Origin of the sequence: Streptomyces albospinus, assembly GCF_014648695.1 — a bacterium.
In the GTDB taxonomy this organism is placed as follows: Bacteria; Actinomycetota; Actinomycetes; order Streptomycetales; family Streptomycetaceae; genus Streptomyces; species Streptomyces albospinus.
In genome coordinates this window covers 192833-212189 of record NZ_BMRP01000007.1, presented here as the reverse complement: position 1 = coordinate 212189, position 19357 = coordinate 192833, and the positions used below count along the sequence as shown (strand labels likewise).

Below are 19357 nucleotides of genomic sequence, written 5' to 3'. Positions count from 1 at the left end.
GGCCGGTGCCCGGTGTCTCGTCTCCGGTGTCCGATGTCCGATGTCCGGTAATCGGTTGCCCGGTCCCCCGCCGCCGCCGACCATGGCCGCATGGCAGAGGAGACCGGCGCCACCGCGCCCGCCCCGTTACCCGTCGAGATCCGCCCCGCCGGGCCCGCCGACGCCGCCGCCATCGCGGCCGTCCACCAGGAATCACGGCGGGTGACCATGCCGTACCTGCCGCCCCAGCGGCGCAGCCACGGCGAGGTCACCCACTGGATCCGGGAGAGCGTGCTGCCCCGCTGCCACACCGTCGTCGCGGCCCGCGGCCCGGAGATCCTCGGCTACGCCGCCGTCGACGGCGACCTGCTCGACCAGCTCTACCTCCGCCCGGACGTCCGCCGCACCGGCATCGGCAGCCGGCTGCTCGCCGAAGCGCAGCGGCACAGCCCCGGCGGACTGACCCTGCACGTCTTCCAACTCAACACCGGCGCCCGGGCGTTCTACGCCCACCACGGCTTCGCGGTCGTGGCCACCGGCGACGGCAGCGGCAACATGGAGAACCTCCCGCAGCTGACCCTGCGCTGGACCCCGGCGCCGTCCGCCCCCGACCCCCAGGACAGGCCCTAGGGGTCCCCCGCGGCGTCCCCTAGGGGATGTCACAGCTCAGCAGCAAACCCCCGGCCGGTCCCCCGGTCCGGCCCCCGAGCCCGCGGGGACCAGGTACTTTCGAAGGCGTGGCTGGATTCAGGATGGGTCGCGGACGGGATGCCCGCCCCGCGCAGAACGGACAGCAGCAGGGGCACCAGGGGCCGCACGCGCCGTACGGGCAGCAAGGACCGTACGGGCAGCAGCCCCCGCCCCCGCGCGGCCAGTGGCCGCAGCCCCCGCAGGGGCAGCCCGAGTACTTCGACAACGGCGGCTATCAGGACCCGCGCGCGCCGTACGCGCCGTACGGCGACGACAACTCCCCGGGCCGCACCCGGGAGTTCCGCGTGGGCGAGGCCCCGGACGCCTACGGGGACGGGTACGGTCCCGCCGACGGCGAGTACGCGGCCGGCGGCACCTACCGCGCCGGCCAGACGACGGCGCCGCCGGCCGGCCCCCGGCTGCACTGGAAGCAGCTGCTGTCCGGTGTGGTGCTGCGCCCGACCCCGACGTTCTGGCAGATGCGGGACCACACGCTCTGGACCCCGGCGCTGATCGTCACCTTCGTCTACGGCCTGCTGGCGGTCTTCGGCTTCGAGAAGGCGCGCGCGGATGTGCTGAACGCCACGCTCGGCAACAGCATCCCCTGGGTGCTGATCACCGCCGTGATGTTCATCATCGGCAGTCTGATCCTGGGCGCGGTCACCCACACCATGGCCCGCCAGCTGGGCGGCGACGGCGCCTGGCAGCCCACCGTCGGCCTGTCCATGCTGGTCATGACGATCCCGGACGCGCCCCGGCTGCTGTTCGCGATGTTCCTGGGCGGCGACAGCCCGCTGGTGCAGGTCCTGGGCTGGGCCACCTGGATCGCCACCGGCTATCTGCTGACCTCCATGGTCAGCAAGTCGCACGACCTGCCGTGGCCCAAGGCCCTGGGCGCCTCCGCGATCCAGCTGGTCGCCCTGCTCGCCCTGGTGAAGCTCGGCACGCTGTAGGCGGCCCCCGGCCTATGGGGAAGGGGGCCCGCCCCGGGAGATCGTCTCCCGGGGCGGGCCCCCTTCCGCTGTGCGGGACGGGCCGCCGGCTACGTCACGTCACGCGAACCGCTGCCCCGCCGTCCCGTCGCACCGCTGCAACCGGAGCGGGTCCTTCGCCGCGCCCAGCGTCAGGCACAGCGACGGCGCGGCGGCCGGCCGGAACGTGCCGCCGTCCCGGACGTACTGCTGGTTGCCCGCGCCCGAGCAGTTCCAGAGCACCAGCGCGGCGCCCGGCTCGTAGCGCCCGCCCGGCACGTCCAGGCACCGGGCGTGGGTCAGCTCCACGTGGACCGACTTCTGCTCCGGGTCGTACCACCAGCCCTGGTTGCGCTGCCCGTTGCAGTCCCAGCCGCCGACCGCGGTCCCGTTGCGGGAGGCGCCGCCGTTGGCGTCCAGGCAGCTGCCGGTCGCGGCGTTCTTCAGCGGCCGGTAGGCGTCGTCCCAGGCGCCCGGGTAGAGCTTCGGCTGCCCGGTGTTCGCCGGGTCCGCGCAGGCCGCCTCACGCAGCTGCGGCGCCGCGTACAGCTGCGTCAGGCAGGACGCGAACGCGCCGTGCCCGCGCACGTTCGGATGGAACGACTGCCGGACCGAATTCGAGTCCGGCGGGAAAGGATTGGAGATGTTCACGTACAGCCCGCGGGCCCACGTATCGGCCATGCACACCTCATGGCCGTGGAACAGCCGCGAGGCGTCGAGATAGCTGGCCCCCGTGTCCTGCGTGATCCTGCGCATCCCGCGCTCGAACGCCGGCACCGCGGTGTTCCGCCCCCACGCCGCGTCCGACGTGTATCCGGTGCACCCGCCCGGCAGTTTGCCCGGGAAATTCGGGTTGTCCTCCACATCCGGCCCGATCGGGCTCGGATACGACATCACCACCAGCCGGTAGTCACCGTCGGCGTACCCCGCGCCCCGCATCACGGTCCGCAGATCCCGCACCGTCGCCTCGATTTTGGGCACCAGCCCGTCGACCCGCGCCTGCCATCCCGGCTGGTATTTCGGCTCGCAGGTGCCCTGAAACAGGAACCAGTGCTCGACGCAGTCCGTCATCACCGGCCCGAATTGGAGATCGTCATTGGCCCCGGCTACCAGCAGCACCATCTTCAGCCGCGTATTGCGGGCCGCGATCGCCAGGCTGTCGCTCTGCACCAGTTCATCCGGATACTGCTTGCTGCCGCCGATCCGGATATTGCCGCTGTACGCGCCCGAGCAGGCGGCGTTATAGGTCACATCCGCCGCGATCCCGGTCCGGTGAATCGCCGAATCCGGCGACCGGTGGCACCAGTTGGTGGGCCCGTCGGTTCCCGGCTCGTACGTCCCGACGCCCTCCCCGGAGATCTCGCTGTCGCCCAGCGAGATCAGCGAGGTCTTCCGCTCCGCGACCGGCCGCACGGCGGAATCGCCGTACAGTTTCGCCGCCTCCCGCGCCCGGATCTTCTCCAGTTCCGGCGAGAGCGGCTGCACGGATAACGACCGCGCGGAATGCGTCCTCGCAAAGGACGTCCGCGCGGTGCCGGCGGCGCTCGCACCGCCCGCCGTCACCGTGAACGCGGCGGTCAGCGCCACCGCCGACGTCGCCACAACGGCGCGCAGCCGCCGCCCGCGCCCGCCGCCCCGCCTGCTCCACCACCTGTGTCCGCGTCTGCCGTGCGCCATCGGGCCTCCCCTCCGGTCTGCTGTTACCGCCGGTTTCTACGCGGCGGCAGCAACCGTTGGAACACCCGGAACAGAACTGGCCGAAACGCGAGCCCCATCCCACCCACCACACGGGCGCCACGGGCACCGGAGCACCAGGGGCACGGGAGCACTACGGGGCCGGCCCCCTCACGCGTCGAGGATCTGGCCCTCCCGCCGGACCACCGGCGGCTCGACGCTCCACGGGAAATTGATCCAGTCATCCGTGCGCTTCCACACGTATTCGCACTTCACCAGCGACTGCGACTTCTCGTAGATCACCGCGCTGCGCACCTCGGCCACGGTCCCCTGGCAGAAGTCGTGCACCAGCTTCAGTGTCTTGCCGGTGTCGGCGACGTCATCCGCGATCAGCACCTTCTTCTCCGAGAAGTCGATCGCATTGGGCACCGGCGCCAGCATGACCGGCATTTCCAGGGTGGTCCCCACACCGGTGTAGAACTCGACGTTCACCAGGTGAATGTTCTTGCAGTCCAGCGCGTACGCCAGCCCGCCGGCCACGAACACCCCACCGCGGGCGATCGACAGCACGATGTCGGGCTCGTACCCGTCATCCGCGATCGTCTGCGCCAGCTCACGGATCGCCCCGCCGAACCGCTCGTACGTCAGGTTCTCCCGCACGTCACCCACGAAATCTCTCAGACCTTCTCTTCGTCCCCGAAGCTCGTCTCCGAAGCGCACGCCCGGCGCGGCGCCCCGCCTCACACCTGCGTACGGTGGAAATTCTTGAACGACCGGGACGGCGTCGGACCGCGCTGCCCCTGATAACGCGAGCCGTGGTGCGCGCTGCCGTAGGAGTGCTCCGCCGGCGACGTCAGCCGGAACATGCACAGCTGCCCGATCTTCATTCCCGGCCACAGCTTGATCGGCAGCGTCGCGACATTGCTCAGCTCCAGCGTCACATGCCCGCTGAATCCCGGGTCGATGAACCCGGCGGTCGAATGCGTCAGCAGCCCCAGGCGCCCCAGGCTGGACTTCCCCTCCAGCCGCGACGCGAGATCATCGGGCAGCGAAATGACCTCGTACGTCGAGGCCAGCACGAATTCCCCGGGGTGCAGGATGAACGCCTCATCCCCCTCCGGCACGACCTCACGGGTCAGATCGGGCTGCTCGACGGCCGGGTCGATGTGCGGGTAGCGGTGATTCTCGAACACCCGGAAATAGCGGTCGAGCCGCACGTCGATGCTGGACGGCTGCACCATCGACTCGTCGTAGGGGTCGATGCGCACCCGACCCGCGTCGATCTCGGCCCGGATGTCCTTGTCTGAGAGAAGCACGCAGACGAGGATACGCGCCCGCACACCCCCCACCGCACGACGAGGGCCCGGCCCCACCAGGGGACCGGGCCACCACTACCTCACCTCGACATCCTCAGCCAACATCACGAACGGCCGACCCCGACCGCGCGCCGCCTTACCGCTTGGCGTGCTCCACGGGCACCGAGTGCCGCAGCCGAGCACAGCGCGGGCAGCGCAGCAGCCGTCCCGGACCGAGCCGGTCGGTGGTCTGCATCGGGAACGAAGCGGTGCTGAACACATGCCCCTCGGCACAACGTACGACGGTGCGCTCCATCAAGTCCCTCTCCCAACTGCGTGGACAACAAAAGCCACATTAGGGGATGAACTGGGTGCACTCGCAGGCGGCACTCCGATACCCAACCGTACGCTTCAACTCCCGCCCCCCGCACCCGCATCCCACCCCGCGGGCACCCCCTGGACCACTCGCCGCACCACGGTCCGAACACGCCGAAAACACCGCGAGGCGGTGATGGGGTAGAGTGTGCGGCGAAGCTCCGCCTTCAGATCCGAGGCGGTGTTACGCGGGTGTAGTTTAATGGTAGAACATGAGCTTCCCAAGCTCAGAGCGCGGGTTCGATTCCCGTCACCCGCTCCATAGTTGAGGCCCAGGTCGGAGACCTGGGCCTTGGTTGTCGTCTAGTCCAATTTCGGAGCGCCGCACCACTAGCGCACCACTAGGACCCCCAAGAGGGTCCTCAGCAACCCCCTTGCCCCCCCGATCGAACTCTCACTCCAATTGCATCTCAAATCCCGAGATTCAATTTATGTGACCTCTACCACATCAACTGACGGACGGCGAGCGGCTGGTGGGAACTCAGCGCGACTGCCGCCATCCTCAACTCGCAGGCCAGAGGCGCCCTTTCGATCGTTGGTCACCTCCCGAGGCACCAGCCGCGGGCAGCAAGAAGCCACCCACGGACGGCCGACATCTGCTGAAGCGGTGCCTTGGGAGCTTGGTTGAGTGCGGCGCACCACTCGTGCACCACAAGGCGCTGTCCGGCCGCTCTTGGGCGCACGATACGAGGAAGCCGGACAGCGTCAGCGTGGACAAGGGCTACAGCAACCGTCGAACCCGCCGCTACTACGCAAGCGGTCGATCCGGCACGTCATCCCGGAGAAGGCCGCCCAGGCGGCCAACCGCGTCAAACGCGGCTCACAGGCTTCAGGAAGTGCCGTCGAAGTCGACATCCTTGGTCTCGACCGTCCCGGCCATCCGCCCCGGCGCCGTCTGGTAGGTCCAGTACAGGTTCGTGTGCACGATGACCTGGTCCGGCGGCGGCGCCCCCCATGCAGTCCTGTCCCCCGTCGTGTGGGCGTCGCTGACAAGGGTCGCGTCGTACCCCCTGACGAACGCGCCGTGGAGCGTCGAGCGGATGCACGCGTCCGTCTGTGCTCCGACCACGACGAGTCGCCCGACCCCGAGGCCCGACAGCACGGTCTCAAGGGTGGTGTCCTCGAAGGAGTCGCCATAGTTCTTCTCGACGAGCGGCTCGGCGTCGCCCGGAGCCAGCTCGGGGACGATCCGCCACTCGTCGCTCCCCCTCGCAAGCTGCTCGTCGGAGTGCTGGACCCAGACCACCGGGACCCGTTCCCGCCGCGCCTTCTCGACAAGGCTGCCGACGTTCGCGACGACAGCGTCGCGCTCGTGAGCCTCCTTGACGACGACGTTCTGCACGTCGACGACGAGGAGTGCGGTGTTCGGCCGGTTCTCGAGTGTGGTCATGGTCTCCCCCTTATTCACGCTGGCTCTTGCGTCCACGCAGGGTAGCCCCACCCACTGACAGCGGGCCGGCGAACTTCGGACCGCCTGTCGTGCGCAGGGTTGATTTCAGTGGGATGCGCAGGGTTATGTCAGTGGCGGCGCAGAGTTTGTGTCAGCAGCTGGTGACGGCTCGGAGAGCATGCGCAGGCTGTACGCGACGTTGTCGTGGAGCTGGTCGACGATGTCGCCGCGGGTGACCATGTCGGCGGCGGCGGCGAGGTTTTCGAGGGCTTGGCGCTGGGCGGCGTCGTTCGTATCGATGCCGCCGTCGACCCAGACGCGGAGCAGGACCTCGGCCTCGACGGGCTGGATGGGTCCGCGCACGGACGGGTTGGGGTCGGTGCGTCCGGCGATGGCGTCGGCCTGGTCGGGCGAAGGACATCGAGGCGTGGGGTGACGGTGTATCCGTTGGGCGGGACGCCGTGATCGGCACGTTCGACGTCGATGTGGAGGATGCCGCTGCTCTCGGCAATTAGGTCACCGAGATGAGCAACGCTCGGTACGGCGAGATCGTCCGAGATGACATCCAACGTCTGCTGGAGGCCAACCAGTAGCCCACGTGGACAGACACCGAGGAACGAGGGAAGCCTGGTCCGTGGCGGACCAGGCTTCCCTTCGTCGGCTACCACCGTCCGGGCGCCTGCCCGGGCAACCGACTCCCATGTCATTTGATCTCGGCAATGATCTCAGTCAGCCGCCGAATTTGCTTACGATGTTACGGCTGAGATTGATGTCTACGATTCCAAGGCCGGGATTGACCGTGGCGGTTGCTCCGGTGTCGCTTTTCACTGTCACTGGGGCCAGCATGTTGTTGGTGACAGTGGTGGTTCCCGAAGCACTGACGGAGACGCCGGGATCGGGGAGTGGGGTGACGCAGAAGTCCCCGGCGGTCGAGGCAACCTCGACCTGGCCGGGGCAGAGGATGTCGGCGTGGGCGGGGGCTGCGGTGGCTAGCCCGGTGGCGCCGAGGGCGAGGGCGGTCAGGATGGCGGCTATGTGCCGGCGGGGGGCGAGTTGGCGGTTCGTCAAGGTCTCCTTTCCGGCCCGCGAAGCGGGCGGCACCGTGACCCACCGCAGTCCTACTCCCCGCTGCGGTCCCGGGCGCCGGCGCTCCCAAGCTGGCGACAAGCCCCGGCCTCACCGCGTAGCGTCCTGCTGCCGAAGGTCAGTGGCAACCAATGGCCAGAGCGTCATCACGCTCGGATACATGTCCGCTGTTTCGCCGCTCGTTAACTCACGACCTCTCAGAAGGTCACTGACAACAACTCTGCGCCGCGCTGATATCTACCCTGCGCAGTTGAAGACCGGCTCCGAGGCGCCCTGCCCCAGGGCGAGTGCGAACTCGCAGGACCCGAAGAGTGAGAGCGAGACGCTCCAGAAGGAGGGCCAGAACGCAGAAAAGGGCGGTTGCGTCATCGGTTATCCGATGACGCAACCGCCCTCGATCGTCCGGGAAGTCAGCCTGCGTCGACGCACTTCCGGATGAGGTCACCGGCCCGCGCGAGATCCTCGTGCGATCCGATCCGGGCCTCGACGCCGTCCTTGTTGCCCAGGCCCCCAGCCCGCGGACGTCACGCGAGAAGCCCTAGGAGGCGCGTTCCTGCTTCTTTTCCTGGGCCTTCTGGCGTGCGTCGCGGACCTTCGCGTCGATGCCGTCGGCGACCTCCTGCTGGCGGTCGTCGTCGGAGTGCTGGTAGATCAGCGCGGCCTTCGCCGTGGACTGGCCGGCGCGGACCATCGTGTCCTTGAGCGTGGCGCCGGACTGCGTCGACAGCGTGTGGCCGGTGTGGCGCAGGTCGTAGAAGCGGAAGTCGTCGGGCAGGCCGCTCTTGGCTCGCGCTTTGCGCCACTTGCGACCGAAGGTGGAGCGGCGGAAGGGCGCGCCGCGCTCCCCGACGAACAGCAGCCCGTCGTCGTCCTTTTCGGCGAACCATTCGAGGTGCCGCTTCACCTCCATGTGGAGGAAGGCCGGGAGATAGAGGGTGCGCTTGCCCGCAGCGGACTTGGGGTCGCCGACGACACGTCGGCCGGTGGTCAACTCGGGCGCCGCCTCCGTGATGCGGGCGGCCAGGGGCTCCAGGCTGATGTCGCGGCGGCGGAGCGGGGCCTGCTCCTCCGGCCGCATCGGCCCGTACGCGCCGAAGTAGACCATCAGGCGCCAGCGCGGTCCATCGCATCGGCGAGAGCGTCGACTTGCTCGACGGTGGCGGTGGGGCGCTCGTCGGGGTCTTCCTTGCCTGCGCCAGCGATGCGGCAGGGGTTGCGACGGATCAGTTCGTCGTCGACCGCGGTCTGCGTGATCGCCTTCAGCAGGCGGTAGGACTTGGCGACCGTGGTGGCACCGGTGGCCGTGAGACGTTCGGTGCGCCAGGTGCGAACCATGGGCGGGGTGATCTCGTCCACGTCGCGGTGGCCGAAGGCGGGCAGGATGTGCAGGCGCAGCAGGCGCCGGTACAGCTCGTCCGTGGTCGGGCGCACGCCGCGTTCCTCGACCCAACGCAGCGCGTACTCCTTGAAGTTCACGGCTCCGGCGTCGGGATCGAGCCAGTCGCCACGGGTGATGTCCGCCTCGACCTGGGAAAGCCAGACGGCCGCGTCGGACTTGGTCGCGAAAGTGTCCGGTGAGCGGTGGAGCTTGCCGGACGGGTCGTGATAGCTGGCGGTCCAGCGGCCGGAACGGTACTGGCGTATCGCGCCGAACCGGCGCCGGGTCGGCTTCTGCCCCTTCGCCATCAGGCGGCCCTCCGCAGGTCGGCCCGCCGCAGACCGCTCCGGCGCGGGGTGACGCTGGGCACCGTGTTCGCCTCGATGTAGGCGTCGAGCACAGTGCGCGCGATGCGGACGTGCTTGCCGACCTTGACGAAGGCGATGCGGCGCTCGGCTATCAGCCGGCGGGGGAATCGTTCGGTGGTTCCGAGGATTTCGGCGACCTCGGCGACGGTCAAATAGCGCTCGGGCGCGCTGGGGGAAGGCATGCGAATCCTTACCGCCGCGAGGGAGCTGGCACTCCTGCGGCGTGATCGTTTGATGGGTGGTCATTCAAAAAGGGATCGCTCACCTCGCGGGTGCGCTAACACCGTTGCGAGGGAAGCGGGTTGGCTCGTCAGCGAGCCAAGGGGTAGATGTCTCCCTTTTCGTCGATGTGGAAGTCGACGTAGGCCAGATCCTCGGGGAGGGCTGGGGGCACGAGACCGGCTTTACGCATGTCGTTGCGTTGGCCCCGAAGGTCCTTGAGTTGGTGCCGGGCGTAGTCGTCCAGCTTCTCCTGCATCTCGTTGTTGATGGCCCGCTGCTCCGGATCATGGACCATGCTGAGGGTGCGACGGGTGCCGTCTGCGAATTCGACCGCTTTCTGCGCCGCACTGAGCACCTGGGCGTGGAGGCGGAACTCGTAGAGCTTCGCCTCGATGGTGCCCTCCGACGGTTCATCGCCGAGCGGGACCTCCGCGGTGAACCACGTCACCGCATCCCAGATCGACACTTCCTGGCCGGGGAGCACCTCGATGGTGCCGGCGACACCGACCGGCATCAGCAGCGCGATCGGGGGCACCTTCAGCGCCTTGGCGAGCACCAGCAGATCGGCGATCTCCACGCTCGCACGCCGGCCATTCTCCAGATTGGCGATCACGGTGCGTGGGATCTCGTAGCCGATCTCGGCACAAGCGTCAGCTAGCGCCTGAGCGCTCATCCCCCGTTCGTTGCGGTAGCGGCGCACGGCCTCTGCCACGCGCTCGGCCAACCGTCCTCGCCAGTCCTTCTCCGTCATACCCACCACGTAACCACAGCTTCAACACAGGATCAAGTGCGATGTGAGCAGTCAGAACACATTCGCCGTGTCACAGTCGCTCAATATTGCAGCTTGACTGTGTGCGCAGGGTGTGTAGTGTTCCTGTTCCCCTGTGGGGGCGGGTGGCGCCACTGTCTGCGGTGACGCCCCTGAAAACGGGAGCAGCCCCCGGTGTTAGCGCACCGAGGGCCACGAACGGCTCCCTAAATGACCACCCATCAAGCGATCAACCGGAGTGCGGCCTGCCAGGGCCGTATGCACTCCGGGGAGGGATTCCATGTCCAAGCCTACGGGCACACGACCGAGCGACGCACCCCCGTCTGCGTTTTTCTCCCGCCCCGGCCCGTCGGGGCCGGATGCCGACGCGGCGCCGGGCATGCCACGGAACCAACAGGCCGAGATGGCGGTACTCGGGGCGTGCATGTTCCAGAGCGAGGTCATCGACCGGGTCCGCCAGGTGCTGGAGCCGGGCGACTTCTTCCAGCCCGCGCACACCACGATCTGGCACGCGCTGCTGGAGTTGCGGCGGCAGGGGGCTCCCACCGACCCCATCGCGCTCGGCCATCGGCTGAAGCGCACCGGCGACCTCGTCCGGGTCGGCGGGGCCGGGTATCTGCACGAACTCGCCTCGTCCGCTTCTGTGGGCTCGGGCGCCGAGTACTACGCCGACATCGTGCGCCAGCAAGCCGATCTGCGTGCCCTGCAGACCGCGGCGGTGCGCGTGATGCAGGGCGCCACTACAGAGGGCGCGGACCCCGAGGAGGTCCGCGCCCTGCTCAACGCCTCGGTGCAGGAGATCGCCGATCGCTCCCGACGCAGCTCGGGCGGGCGGTTGAACCGCTTCGCCACAGACGGCTGGGCCTTCATCACCGACACATCCGCCGACACCACGCCCGTCTGGGGTGAGGTGGGGAACGCGGCCTGGGCCTCGGGCGAGAGCCTGATGCTGGTCGGCCCGCCCGGCGTCGGGAAGTCCACGATCGCCCAGCAGATCGTCCTCGCCCGCCTCGGCCTGCTCACCCAGGTCCTGGACATGCCCGTCCAGCAGGGCGAGAAGGTGCTCTACATCGCGGCCGACCGGCCCCGGCAGCTCGCCCGCGCCTTCGTCCGGGTCGTGAACCCCGCCGACGAGGAAGTCCTGCGCCGCCGACTGGTCTTCTGGTCGGGCCCGCTCCCCGCGTCCCTGAACGCCGAGCCTCATCTGCTCGCCGAGCTGGCCGCCGAGCACGGCGCCGACACCGTGGTGATCGACAGTCTCAAGGACGTGGTCGGCAAGCTCACCGACGACGAAGCCGGCCTCGCCTACAACAACGCCCGCCAGCAGCTGCTGCGTGACGGCGTCGAGCTGCTGGAACTACACCACCAGCGCAAGCAGAGCCAAGACGCCTCCCGCAACCAGCGCCCGGTCCTGGACCAGGTCTACGGCTCGGCGTGGTTCACCGCAGGGGCGGGCAGCGTGCTCTTCCTCAATGGCGCAGCCGGCGACCCGGTGGTGCAGCTCCACCACCTGAAGATGGTCAACGGCGAGATCGGCCCCATGCCGATCATCCACGACCACCCCCGTGGCACCTCCCGCGTCGACACCTGCCTCGACCCGCTCACCCTGCTGCGGCAGGCCAGTCCACACGGGCTCACCGCCCGCCAGCTGGCCGTGCAGATCACGGGTGAGAACAACCCCAGGCCGGCGGACGTCGCCAAGGCCAGGCGGCGCCTCGAAGCCCTGGTCAAAGCCGGGCAGGCCGCCCAGGAGAACGGGACCGGAGGCGGAGCGGGCGGCGGCCAAGCCACCCGCTGGACGGCCACCGCCCGCCACATCAGCGTCGTTTCCTGACCACGGACCGCGTACGCGGAACCGTACGCGCCCCTCCCTCCCCCAACCGCCTACGTGGCGCCCACAACGCGTACGAATCCAGCGAAAGCCCAGGTCAAACGCGTACGCGGAACCGTACGGCGCCTCCGGCGCCTAGCGCTTACGCGCTGCCCCCTCCTTGGAGAGGGGGCAGCGTAAGCGCCCCGCCCCAACAGCCTCAGCTCAGGGCCTGACCCGCGCAGCCGACGAGGCTCAAAGACCATCCGGAGTCCCCTTGCCCACCGCAGCACCCTCACCCCACAACCGGCTACTGGTGAACGCCGCCGACGGGGGTTGGGACATGCCATCTCCCACGCTCACCACCGCCCTGGTCCTCGTCGCCGCTGCGCTGCTGACCGGGTGGCTGATCCGGCGGAGCCGGCGCCACCCCGGCGACGGGCAACGGCCACAATCGCCTGCGGTCGTCACGCCTGCGGTGCTGGTCGCTGCCGTCGCCGCAGTCGCCTGCACCGCCTACAGCGCCGACACCAGCTGGCGGTTCGCCGCCGACTACCTGGGCATGCGCAGCATGATCGAGCGCACCGCGATGTTCGCCACCGCCGAGCTCGCCCTGTTCGCCACCGCACTGATGGCACGGCAGAACCTGAACGGTCCCATGCAGGCCCCGGGCCTTCCCGGCCTGCTGGTGTGGGTGATCACCGGCGTGCAGATCATCCCCGCCTACGCCGAGTTCGGGCCGCTCGGCGGCACGATACGAGGGGTGGTCGGCCCGGTAATGGCGGCGATGCTGTGGCACCTGGCCATGGGCATCGAACTGCGCCACCGGACACCCCAGGCCACCTCCCGCAGCCTGGCCGCCGTCCTCGCAGCGCAGGCACGCGAGCGGATGCTGGCCCGCCTCGGGATAGCCGACCAGGACGCCGATGCCGCACGGCTCATCCGCGACCGCGCCCTCCATGAGGCCGTCACCTTGATCCTCCGCGCAGACGCCATGACGGACACGCAGCGCACCAAGAGGCGGGGTCGGCGCCTGATCCGCCGCCTGCACGAAGCCCTGGAGCGGGCCGACGTCGACGGCGACCCCCGCCAAGACGAGCTGCTGCTCCGCAAGCTCGCCACCCGCAAACAGGGCCTCACCCTCGCCTCCATCGCCCTGCCTCCCCGCTGGCCCGGCATCCCTTCGGGGACCAGCGATCAGACGGCTCGACGCCGCATCTCACCCCCAGCGGATCGCGGGACCGCGGATGCGGGCCGCGCGCATCCATACGACACCACTGATGAGGTCCACCAGGCGGCCCGCATCCCTCCCACCGCAGTGACGAATCCAGGCCGAGCCCCCCTCCCGGAAGCCGAGACCGGCCCGGAACAGCCCGCCTCCGCGCCCCCGCATGCGGAGCCAATACCGGGCACCGCATCTGATCCCAATGGTCATCCGGGCGAGCCCGGGAAGCCGGGCCGCAGGCCGGACGTGACCGACGAGGTGCTGCTCAAAGCCGCCCGCCGCATCAAAGAGGCCACGGGCAAGATCACCCGCAAGCAGCTGGAGGAGCAACTCCGCGCCGAAGGTCTCTCCGTGAGCCGCGACCGCGCCGGCAACACCGTGCGCATCGTCAAGGCCGAGACAAACGCTGCCGTCAGCCACCCCCACTGAGCATCGCCGCTCGCCCGGCAGACACAGCGCCTCCCGCGCAACCACATGTCTCAGCGCCCCGCCCACCATCACGAACGGAGACCTCATTCCCATGCACTACCCGGACCTCGATAGCCTCAACACTCCTGCTGGAGAAGGGCACACGACCCCTGCCTCAGGCGGAGCAAGTTGTACCGGGAGCAATGCTCCCGGAACTCCCGCCCCGGAGGTGGCGGGAGCGGACCGGCGCCAGGGGGCACCGGACCGGCAAGCTGCGGCCGAGGACGGACCGCAGCCTGGAGGAGAACGGCAGGCCGAGACCCTCTCGCCGAAGCGACAGCGCGCCCGTCAGCCGAAGCCGCTCAAGCGCCTGCACCAACCCAGCTGCCGTATGAACGAGCCCGAGTACGCGCGCTTCACCGCCGCAGCCGCCCACTGCAAGATGACCAACGCCGCCTTCCTCGCCTACGCCGTCGACAAGGCAGCCCGCGACCTGAATCGCACCGCAGCCGAGATCGCCACCGAACGGGAAGTCATCGACGAGATCTTCGCCGCCCGCCGGCACCTGGGCCGCATCCACGGCCTCTTCAACCAGGTCGCCAAGGCTCTCAACTCCGGCGCCGACGCACCCCACCTCGACGCCACGGCACAGGCGGTCCACAACGCGGCCCGCCGCATGGAGGACGCCGTCGACGCCCTGCTCGCCCACCGCGATGGCGGTGCCCCGGCGTGATACCCAGCATCCACAAGCGCGGCAGCGAGACGGTCGGCCTGATCCGCTACCTCTACGGCAAGGGCACCCACGAGAAACACATCGACCCGCACCTGGTCGCCGCCTACGACCCGCTGACCCCGGACCCCGGCCGCGACCCCCAAGCCACCTACGAGCAGCTCCAGCAGCTCCTCGACCAACCCGTCAACGCCCTACCGGAACACCGCCGCCCGGACAAGCACGTCTGGCACCTATCCGTCCGCGCCGCCCCCGAAGACCCCATCCTGTCCGACGAAGACTGGGTGACCATCGCCCGCCGCATGGTCGCCGCCACCGGCATCGCCCCCGACGGCGACGAGACCGCATGCCGATGGGCAGCCGTACGCCACGCCGACGACCATATCCACATCATCGCCACCCTCGTCCGCGAAGACGGCCGCCGCCCCCGCCGCCACAACGAAGCCCGCCGCGCCCAAACTGAATGCCGCAGCATCGAAGTCGACTACGGACTGCGCCGGGTCAAGCCCGGAGACGGCACCGCCGCCAAGCGGCCCACCAGGGCCGAGCGGCACAAGGCCGAACGCCTCGGCCAGGAAGACGCCTCGCGCGAGCTGCTGCGCGAACGCGTCCGCCGCGCCCTGGCCGGCGCCACGAACGAGACCGAGTTTTTCGACCGGCTCGCCGCCGAAGGCGTCCGCATCAACAAGCGCCTCGCACCGTCCGGCGACGCACTCGGTTACAAGGTCGCCATGGTCGGCGACCGCAACGGCGACAACGAACCCATCTGGTACTCCGGATCCGAACTCGCACCTGACCTCTCCCTGCCGCGCATCCGCAAACGGTTCACGGCCACCGCAGACATGCCCGAGCCGCCCGCAGCCCTGGAACGCAGCGGCACCACCGCACCAGCCCGCGCCCGCCACTTCGCCACCGAGGCCACCGACTCGGCCCTGGGAACGATGGCATCCGGCGACGATGGCGCGGCGGCAGCCCAGCTGATCGGCATGGGCGAGGTCCTCGACGCCCTCGCCCAGACCTCCCTCGGAGCCACGCAGACTGAACTGCGAGAAGCTGCAAGGTACTTCGAGCGCGCCACACGCTCCCACATCCGCGCCAAGGACGCGGAGATGTACGCCCTGCGCCGCGCAGCCAACCAGATCGTCCACTCCGGCAACGCCCTCGGCCGCGGACCAGACGGTGCCGCCACAGCACTGGTCCTCGACGTCATGATCCTCGCCGTCATCGCCGCCGCCCGCTGGCACGCCGCACGCAGCCACGCCCAGCAGGCCGAGGCCGCACAGCGCGCCGCCGACCACCTCCGCGCCGCCTACCAGGCAACCGCCGCACCACCGTTGGCCGCCATGCGCGCCTACGGCCAACGTCTTCCCGCCCCGGACAGGCAACGGCAAACGAGCACGGTCCACACCGCCCTCCCCCACCTCGCCGACCGCCTCCAGGCCGAACCAGGCTGGCACGCCCTGGCCGCAGTACTCGACCAGGCCGAACGCGCCGGCCATGACACCGTCGCCCTGCTCACCAAAGCGGCCGCACAACGCGAACTCGACAGCGCCGACTCGATCAGCGACGTCCTGGTCTGGCGACTGCAGCACCTCGGCTACATCACCCAACCTGCGTCCGCGCCCCGGGTGCAGCGACCTCGGACTGCGCCCGCTGCAGTGGCCACCGCATCCGCCGTCGCCCACCAGGAGGCGAACCGCCCCCGGCGACGGTGATCACATTCGCCCTTACGCCGCCAGGACCGAGCAACTCCAGCGCATCCCCCAGCCGAACCGGTCGGCTCTCCCCTTCCTGCCTTCGGCCGACGCGGCTCATACAGACGGATGCAGTGCCTAGGTGAGTGGCGTGGCAGCCGTACGGAACCCAGGGCATGCCCGACTGGGGCGGGTGACTGGAGCGTGTTCATGCCCCAGGTGCCGCCGGTGAAGTGATCACGGCCTGGCATCAGGGACCTGCCGTAGGTCAGGATGACCGGGTGAACGATGACATCAAGCAGCCCGCTCTGCGTCCGGTCCGGGGAGTGGCCCGTTGTGCGATCGCCGGCCTCACCCTCGCCGGCGCCGCCTGGGCGGCCCAGGCCGTGTGGCAAGTGCGGCTCGCCTTGGTGGGGATGCCGCCTTCGGGGCCGCCAGACCAGGGTGGCGGCCAGCACCGTCCGCTGACTGGGCTTGAGGACGCCTACCACGTTGTCAGCGCCCTGGGCGGTGCGGCCACGCTGCTGTGCGCGGCCGCCTTCCTCGTGTGGCTGTTGCGCATGGGGGACAACGCGCGTGCCCTTTCGGGACAGGCGCCGCGTTACGCCTGGCCGTGGGTCTACGTGGGCTGGATCGTGCCTGTCATGAATCTGTGGGTGCCCCGTGGAATCGTCGTGGACGTCCATCAGAAGAGTGCCCCGGGAGAGCGTCTGCCGCGCGCCGTGAACTGGTGGTGGGGGCTGTGGCTGGCCGGGATGCTGAGCGGGGTGGGGCTGATGTACACCGGCTCCACAGACGACATCATCAAGCGTGCCTACACGAACGTGCAGTTCCTGGTGATGGCTGACGCAGCCATCGTAGGTGCGGCCGTGGCCGGCATCTTCGTCGTCCGGGCACTCACCGCAGTGCAGCAGGAACGCATGGATGCAGCAGGGCGGTAGGGAGGGAGCCCTACGGCACGGAGCTGATCCGGCGCCCCAGCCGATCCCGAGCGCGGGGCCGAGCTGAACAGCAACCGCGGTCGAGCGTATGCGAACGCCACCGAGACGCTGATCCCGGCGAGGACCGCAGCCGGCCAGCGTCGCTGAAGACACCGACCGCGCATCGCACACGGGCCCGCCCGGTTCCCCCGGTCGGGCCCGTCATGTGTTTCGAACGACTCGTGCGCGAAGTGGCTAGCCGGCGAGAGCTGTATCCAGGTACTGCTGCACCGGCCCGAACAGCCCGTACGGGACATACTCGGGGATCTCGTCGTGGGCGACCCAGGCAAGCTCTGCCAGTTCCTCGGTGTCCGCGATGTGTGCGGTCCCGCTCACCACCTCGCAGGCGGTATAGGACATCAGCCTGCCCGTCGCCGGGTGGACGCGCTCGCCCAGCAGCTTGACGGCGGAGACGTTCAGGCCGGTCTCCTCCTTGGTCTCCCGCACGGCGGCATCCTCGCGGGATTCGCCGGACTCGACCTCGCCGGCCGGGAACTGCCAGGAGAGCTTCCCCTCGCTGATCCGGCGCCGCACCATCAGAACACAGCCCTCGTGAACGATGATCGCGGCTGCGATGCCCGGTCGCTCATCGGCTGTCGGCTGCGTCACGTCTGCTCCTCCAGAACGGCCAGCACTGTGGATGGATCGTATCGGCGGGCGGGGGCCGGGGCACCGCGTTTCTGGGGACCCACATCACGTCGGCGTTCTCGACGGCGGACCGGTTAGGCGGCCTACTCGCGGGCGGCGATACGCTCGCCAAGCTCCTGGGCGGCCTGGCTGTCGGGGATGCCGGGCAGGCGGGCGGCAATGTTGGTCAGCCCGTCGTTGATGCGGACGGACTGCACGCCGTCGGCGCAGTTGAGGAAGTCGTTCCAAGTGGCGAGGGCCTGAGCGGTGTTGCCGCGTTTGAGCTGGACGTGGCCGAGGTCGGCGAGCACGATCGCCCGGGTGCGTTTCCGGTCCAGACCGTGGATGTCCAGGGCGAGGTGCAGGTGTTCCTCGGCGGCGGTGAGGTCGCCGAGCTTGGCATGGATCATGCCGGATTCGTGGGCCCACCGTCCGTGGCTGTAGTGGCTGGCCCACGATTGGCCGGGCCTGGCCGGGGCGTGCTCGATCGCGACCTGCGCGGAGGTGAGCATCTTCGCGGCGGTGGTGTGGTCGCCGTCGGCGGCACACGCGCGGGCGAACGTGTTGCGGTAGTACGCCAGCGCTTTGGGGTTGGCCAGCTTGCGACCGCGTTGCTCGCACGCTTCGGCGAGCCGGACGGCGGTGGGGATGTGCCCCAGGTCGATGGCCTGGTCCGCGAGCCCGCGCAAGGCGGTGGCGGCGAGCTCGTTCTCGCCGGCCTCGGCGGCCAGCTTGAAGCTGTGCAGGTGGTACTGCTGGCTCAGCCCCTGGTTGCCCTCGTCGCGGGCCATCCAGCCGATCAGGTGCACCAGTTCGCTGGTGGCGGCGAACAGTTCGCGGCCGACCTTCTCGGTGTAGCGGCCGTCCAGCCAGCGTTTGACGTCCATGGTCAGGTATCGGACGGCCAGGTGCCGGGCGTGCCCGCCACCGAGCTCGGAAGCTGCGTTGCCGAGCGTTGTGGTCATCGTGCGGACCGCAGAGACTTCACCCATACCGACCCCGGCGGGGCCGGGGCGGTTCGCACGGCGGGTTACGGCCTCGGCATCGGGTAGGTCGAGGGCTGCCAGGCCAACGGCAGCGGATGCCGCGAGGAACTGCCGTCGGTCCACGTCGGTGCCTCCCAAGCGCATGACTGAGGTCACGGTATCGGCGAACTGGGCCTCATTGTCCTCGGACAGATCAAGGTGCAGTACCTGTTCGATGAACGGCAGCCACTCCTTGGGCACCCGTCGTCCGGTCTCCCACCGGTAGACCTGCTGCCGGTCGAGAAACCCTGGTTTCCCCCAGCGCGCCACCGACAGCTCGTCTGCGAGCCGTTGCTGGCTGCATCTGGGGCGCCATGCTTCGCGTGTCGCGCGGATGCGCTTCCCGATAGTCATGTCCGGCCGATCGTTGGTCGTGCTGGTTCACAACTGGCCTACAGCTGGCCCACATTGTGGCAGCTGCCCACGCTGTGCGTCTGCGCGTTGACTGTTCGTCGTGGCCCGGCGGAGAGAGCCGGGCAGCGAGCGAAGGGATTCGTCATGGACGACACCACCAAGGTCTACGAAGCGCCCGTCGTGCTGGATGCCGGCGACGTTGTCACGGTGACGCTGGGCACCCAGCCCTTCGACACCGCCGACGACACCGAATACAAGCACTAGCCGCGGACTGCCGGGGCCGGGCAGGGAATTGAGCGCCACGGCC

Annotated in this window: 19 protein-coding genes, 1 tRNA gene and 2 pseudogenes; 9 read left to right on the top strand and 13 right to left on the bottom strand. The window is 69.4% G+C overall.

Annotation, left to right across the window (positions count from 1 at the left end):
- Positions 1-90: 90 nt before the first annotated feature.
- Positions 91-609, top strand: a complete 519-nt coding sequence (locus IEZ17_RS12860; protein WP_189299567.1) for a GNAT family N-acetyltransferase — start codon at positions 91-93, stop codon at positions 607-609.
- Between the two features lie 122 nt (positions 610-731).
- Positions 732-1622, top strand: coding sequence for a Yip1 family protein (locus IEZ17_RS12855; protein WP_229852213.1), 891 nt, complete (start codon positions 732-734; stop codon positions 1620-1622).
- 99 nt (positions 1623-1721) lie between these two features.
- Here IEZ17_RS12855 and IEZ17_RS12850 read toward each other — a convergent pair whose 3' ends face one another.
- The 4 genes from IEZ17_RS12850 to IEZ17_RS12835 form a co-directional block, all read right to left on the bottom strand.
- Positions 1722-3317, bottom strand: a complete 1596-nt coding sequence (locus tag IEZ17_RS12850) for a ricin-type beta-trefoil lectin domain protein (protein WP_189299562.1) — start codon at positions 3315-3317, stop codon at positions 1722-1724.
- Positions 3318-3485: 168 nt separating this feature from the next.
- Complete coding sequence (locus IEZ17_RS12845; protein WP_189299560.1) at positions 3486-3983, bottom strand: phosphoribosyltransferase; 498 nt, start codon at positions 3981-3983, stop codon at positions 3486-3488.
- A 71-nt stretch (positions 3984-4054) separates the two neighbouring features.
- On the bottom strand, positions 4055-4630 hold the full coding sequence (gene dcd / locus IEZ17_RS12840; protein ID WP_189299558.1) for a dCTP deaminase: 576 nt from the start codon (positions 4628-4630) through the stop codon (positions 4055-4057).
- A 136-nt stretch (positions 4631-4766) separates the two neighbouring features.
- Positions 4767-4925, bottom strand: a complete 159-nt coding sequence (locus tag IEZ17_RS12835) for a hypothetical protein (protein ID WP_016573140.1) — start codon at positions 4923-4925, stop codon at positions 4767-4769.
- Between the two features lie 247 nt (positions 4926-5172).
- Here IEZ17_RS12835 and IEZ17_RS12830 point away from each other — a divergent pair.
- Positions 5173-5246 (top strand) — tRNA-Gly (locus IEZ17_RS12830).
- Between the two features lie 567 nt (positions 5247-5813).
- Here IEZ17_RS12830 and IEZ17_RS12825 read toward each other — a convergent pair.
- The 6 genes and pseudogenes from IEZ17_RS12825 to IEZ17_RS12800 form a co-directional block, all read right to left on the bottom strand.
- Positions 5814-6374, bottom strand: a complete 561-nt coding sequence (locus IEZ17_RS12825) for an isochorismatase family protein (protein WP_189299556.1) — start codon at positions 6372-6374, stop codon at positions 5814-5816.
- 123 nt (positions 6375-6497) lie between these two features.
- Entirely contained in the window at positions 6498-6737 is a 240-nt protein-coding gene (locus IEZ17_RS12820; RefSeq protein WP_189299554.1) for a hypothetical protein, read from the bottom strand.
- Between the two features lie 366 nt (positions 6738-7103).
- The gene (locus IEZ17_RS12815) at positions 7104-7442 is read right to left on the bottom strand and encodes a hypothetical protein (RefSeq protein ID WP_189299552.1); all 339 of its coding nucleotides are present in this window, start codon (positions 7440-7442) and stop codon (positions 7104-7106) included.
- A gap of 556 nt (positions 7443-7998) precedes the next feature.
- Positions 7999-9146, bottom strand: a pseudogene (locus tag IEZ17_RS12810) (tyrosine-type recombinase/integrase).
- Positions 9146-9388 carry an excisionase family DNA-binding protein gene (locus IEZ17_RS12805; protein ID WP_189299550.1) on the bottom strand — a complete coding sequence of 81 codons (243 nt, stop codon included), beginning with the start codon at positions 9386-9388 and terminating at the stop codon, positions 9146-9148. The pseudogene IEZ17_RS12810 and the gene IEZ17_RS12805 overlap by 1 nt, the downstream one beginning before the upstream one ends.
- Positions 9389-9516: 128 nt before the next feature.
- On the bottom strand, positions 9517-10179 hold the full coding sequence (locus IEZ17_RS12800; RefSeq protein ID WP_189299548.1) for a helix-turn-helix domain-containing protein: 663 nt from the start codon (positions 10177-10179) through the stop codon (positions 9517-9519).
- A gap of 397 nt (positions 10180-10576) precedes the next feature.
- On the opposite strand from IEZ17_RS12800, the gene IEZ17_RS12795 reads away from it, so the two are divergent.
- The 5 genes from IEZ17_RS12795 (at position 10577) to IEZ17_RS12775 (ending at position 17005) form a co-directional block, all read left to right on the top strand.
- The gene (locus IEZ17_RS12795) at positions 10577-12031 is read left to right on the top strand and encodes a DnaB-like helicase N-terminal domain-containing protein (RefSeq protein WP_189299546.1); all 1455 of its coding nucleotides are present in this window, start codon (positions 10577-10579) and stop codon (positions 12029-12031) included.
- A gap of 319 nt (positions 12032-12350) precedes the next feature.
- Positions 12351-13661 (top strand): hypothetical protein, encoded by a 1311-nt coding sequence (locus IEZ17_RS12790; RefSeq protein WP_229852204.1) that lies wholly within the window; start codon positions 12351-12353, stop codon positions 13659-13661.
- A gap of 370 nt (positions 13662-14031) precedes the next feature.
- The gene (locus IEZ17_RS12785) at positions 14032-14373 is read left to right on the top strand and encodes a plasmid mobilization relaxosome protein MobC (protein ID WP_189299544.1); all 342 of its coding nucleotides are present in this window, start codon (positions 14032-14034) and stop codon (positions 14371-14373) included.
- Positions 14370-16085 (top strand): relaxase/mobilization nuclease domain-containing protein, encoded by a 1716-nt coding sequence (locus tag IEZ17_RS12780; protein ID WP_189299542.1) that lies wholly within the window; start codon positions 14370-14372, stop codon positions 16083-16085. Before IEZ17_RS12785 ends, IEZ17_RS12780 begins: the two co-directional genes overlap by 4 nt.
- Positions 16086-16345: 260 nt before the next feature.
- A complete protein-coding gene (locus IEZ17_RS12775) occupies positions 16346-17005 on the top strand; it encodes a DUF4328 domain-containing protein (RefSeq protein ID WP_189299540.1) in 660 nt (219 codons plus the stop codon).
- A 234-nt stretch (positions 17006-17239) separates the two neighbouring features.
- On the opposite strand, the gene IEZ17_RS12770 is transcribed toward IEZ17_RS12775, so the two are convergent.
- From IEZ17_RS12770 to IEZ17_RS12765, 3 genes and pseudogenes are all read right to left on the bottom strand, one after another.
- The gene (locus IEZ17_RS12770) at positions 17240-17653 is read right to left on the bottom strand and encodes an NUDIX hydrolase (protein ID WP_189299538.1); all 414 of its coding nucleotides are present in this window, start codon (positions 17651-17653) and stop codon (positions 17240-17242) included.
- A pseudogene (locus IEZ17_RS44430) lies at positions 17650-17768 on the bottom strand (NUDIX hydrolase); the annotation flags it as partial. The gene IEZ17_RS12770 and the pseudogene IEZ17_RS44430, both read right to left, overlap by 4 nt.
- A 7-nt stretch (positions 17769-17775) precedes the next feature.
- Positions 17776-19050, bottom strand: a complete 1275-nt coding sequence (locus IEZ17_RS12765; protein WP_229852203.1) for a helix-turn-helix domain-containing protein — start codon at positions 19048-19050, stop codon at positions 17776-17778.
- A gap of 144 nt (positions 19051-19194) precedes the next feature.
- Here IEZ17_RS12765 and IEZ17_RS12760 point away from each other — a divergent pair, with 144 nt between their 5' ends.
- Entirely contained in the window at positions 19195-19314 is a 120-nt protein-coding gene (locus IEZ17_RS12760) for a lasso RiPP family leader peptide-containing protein (RefSeq protein WP_189299536.1), read from the top strand.
- The last annotated feature ends 43 nt before the right edge of the window (positions 19315-19357 follow it).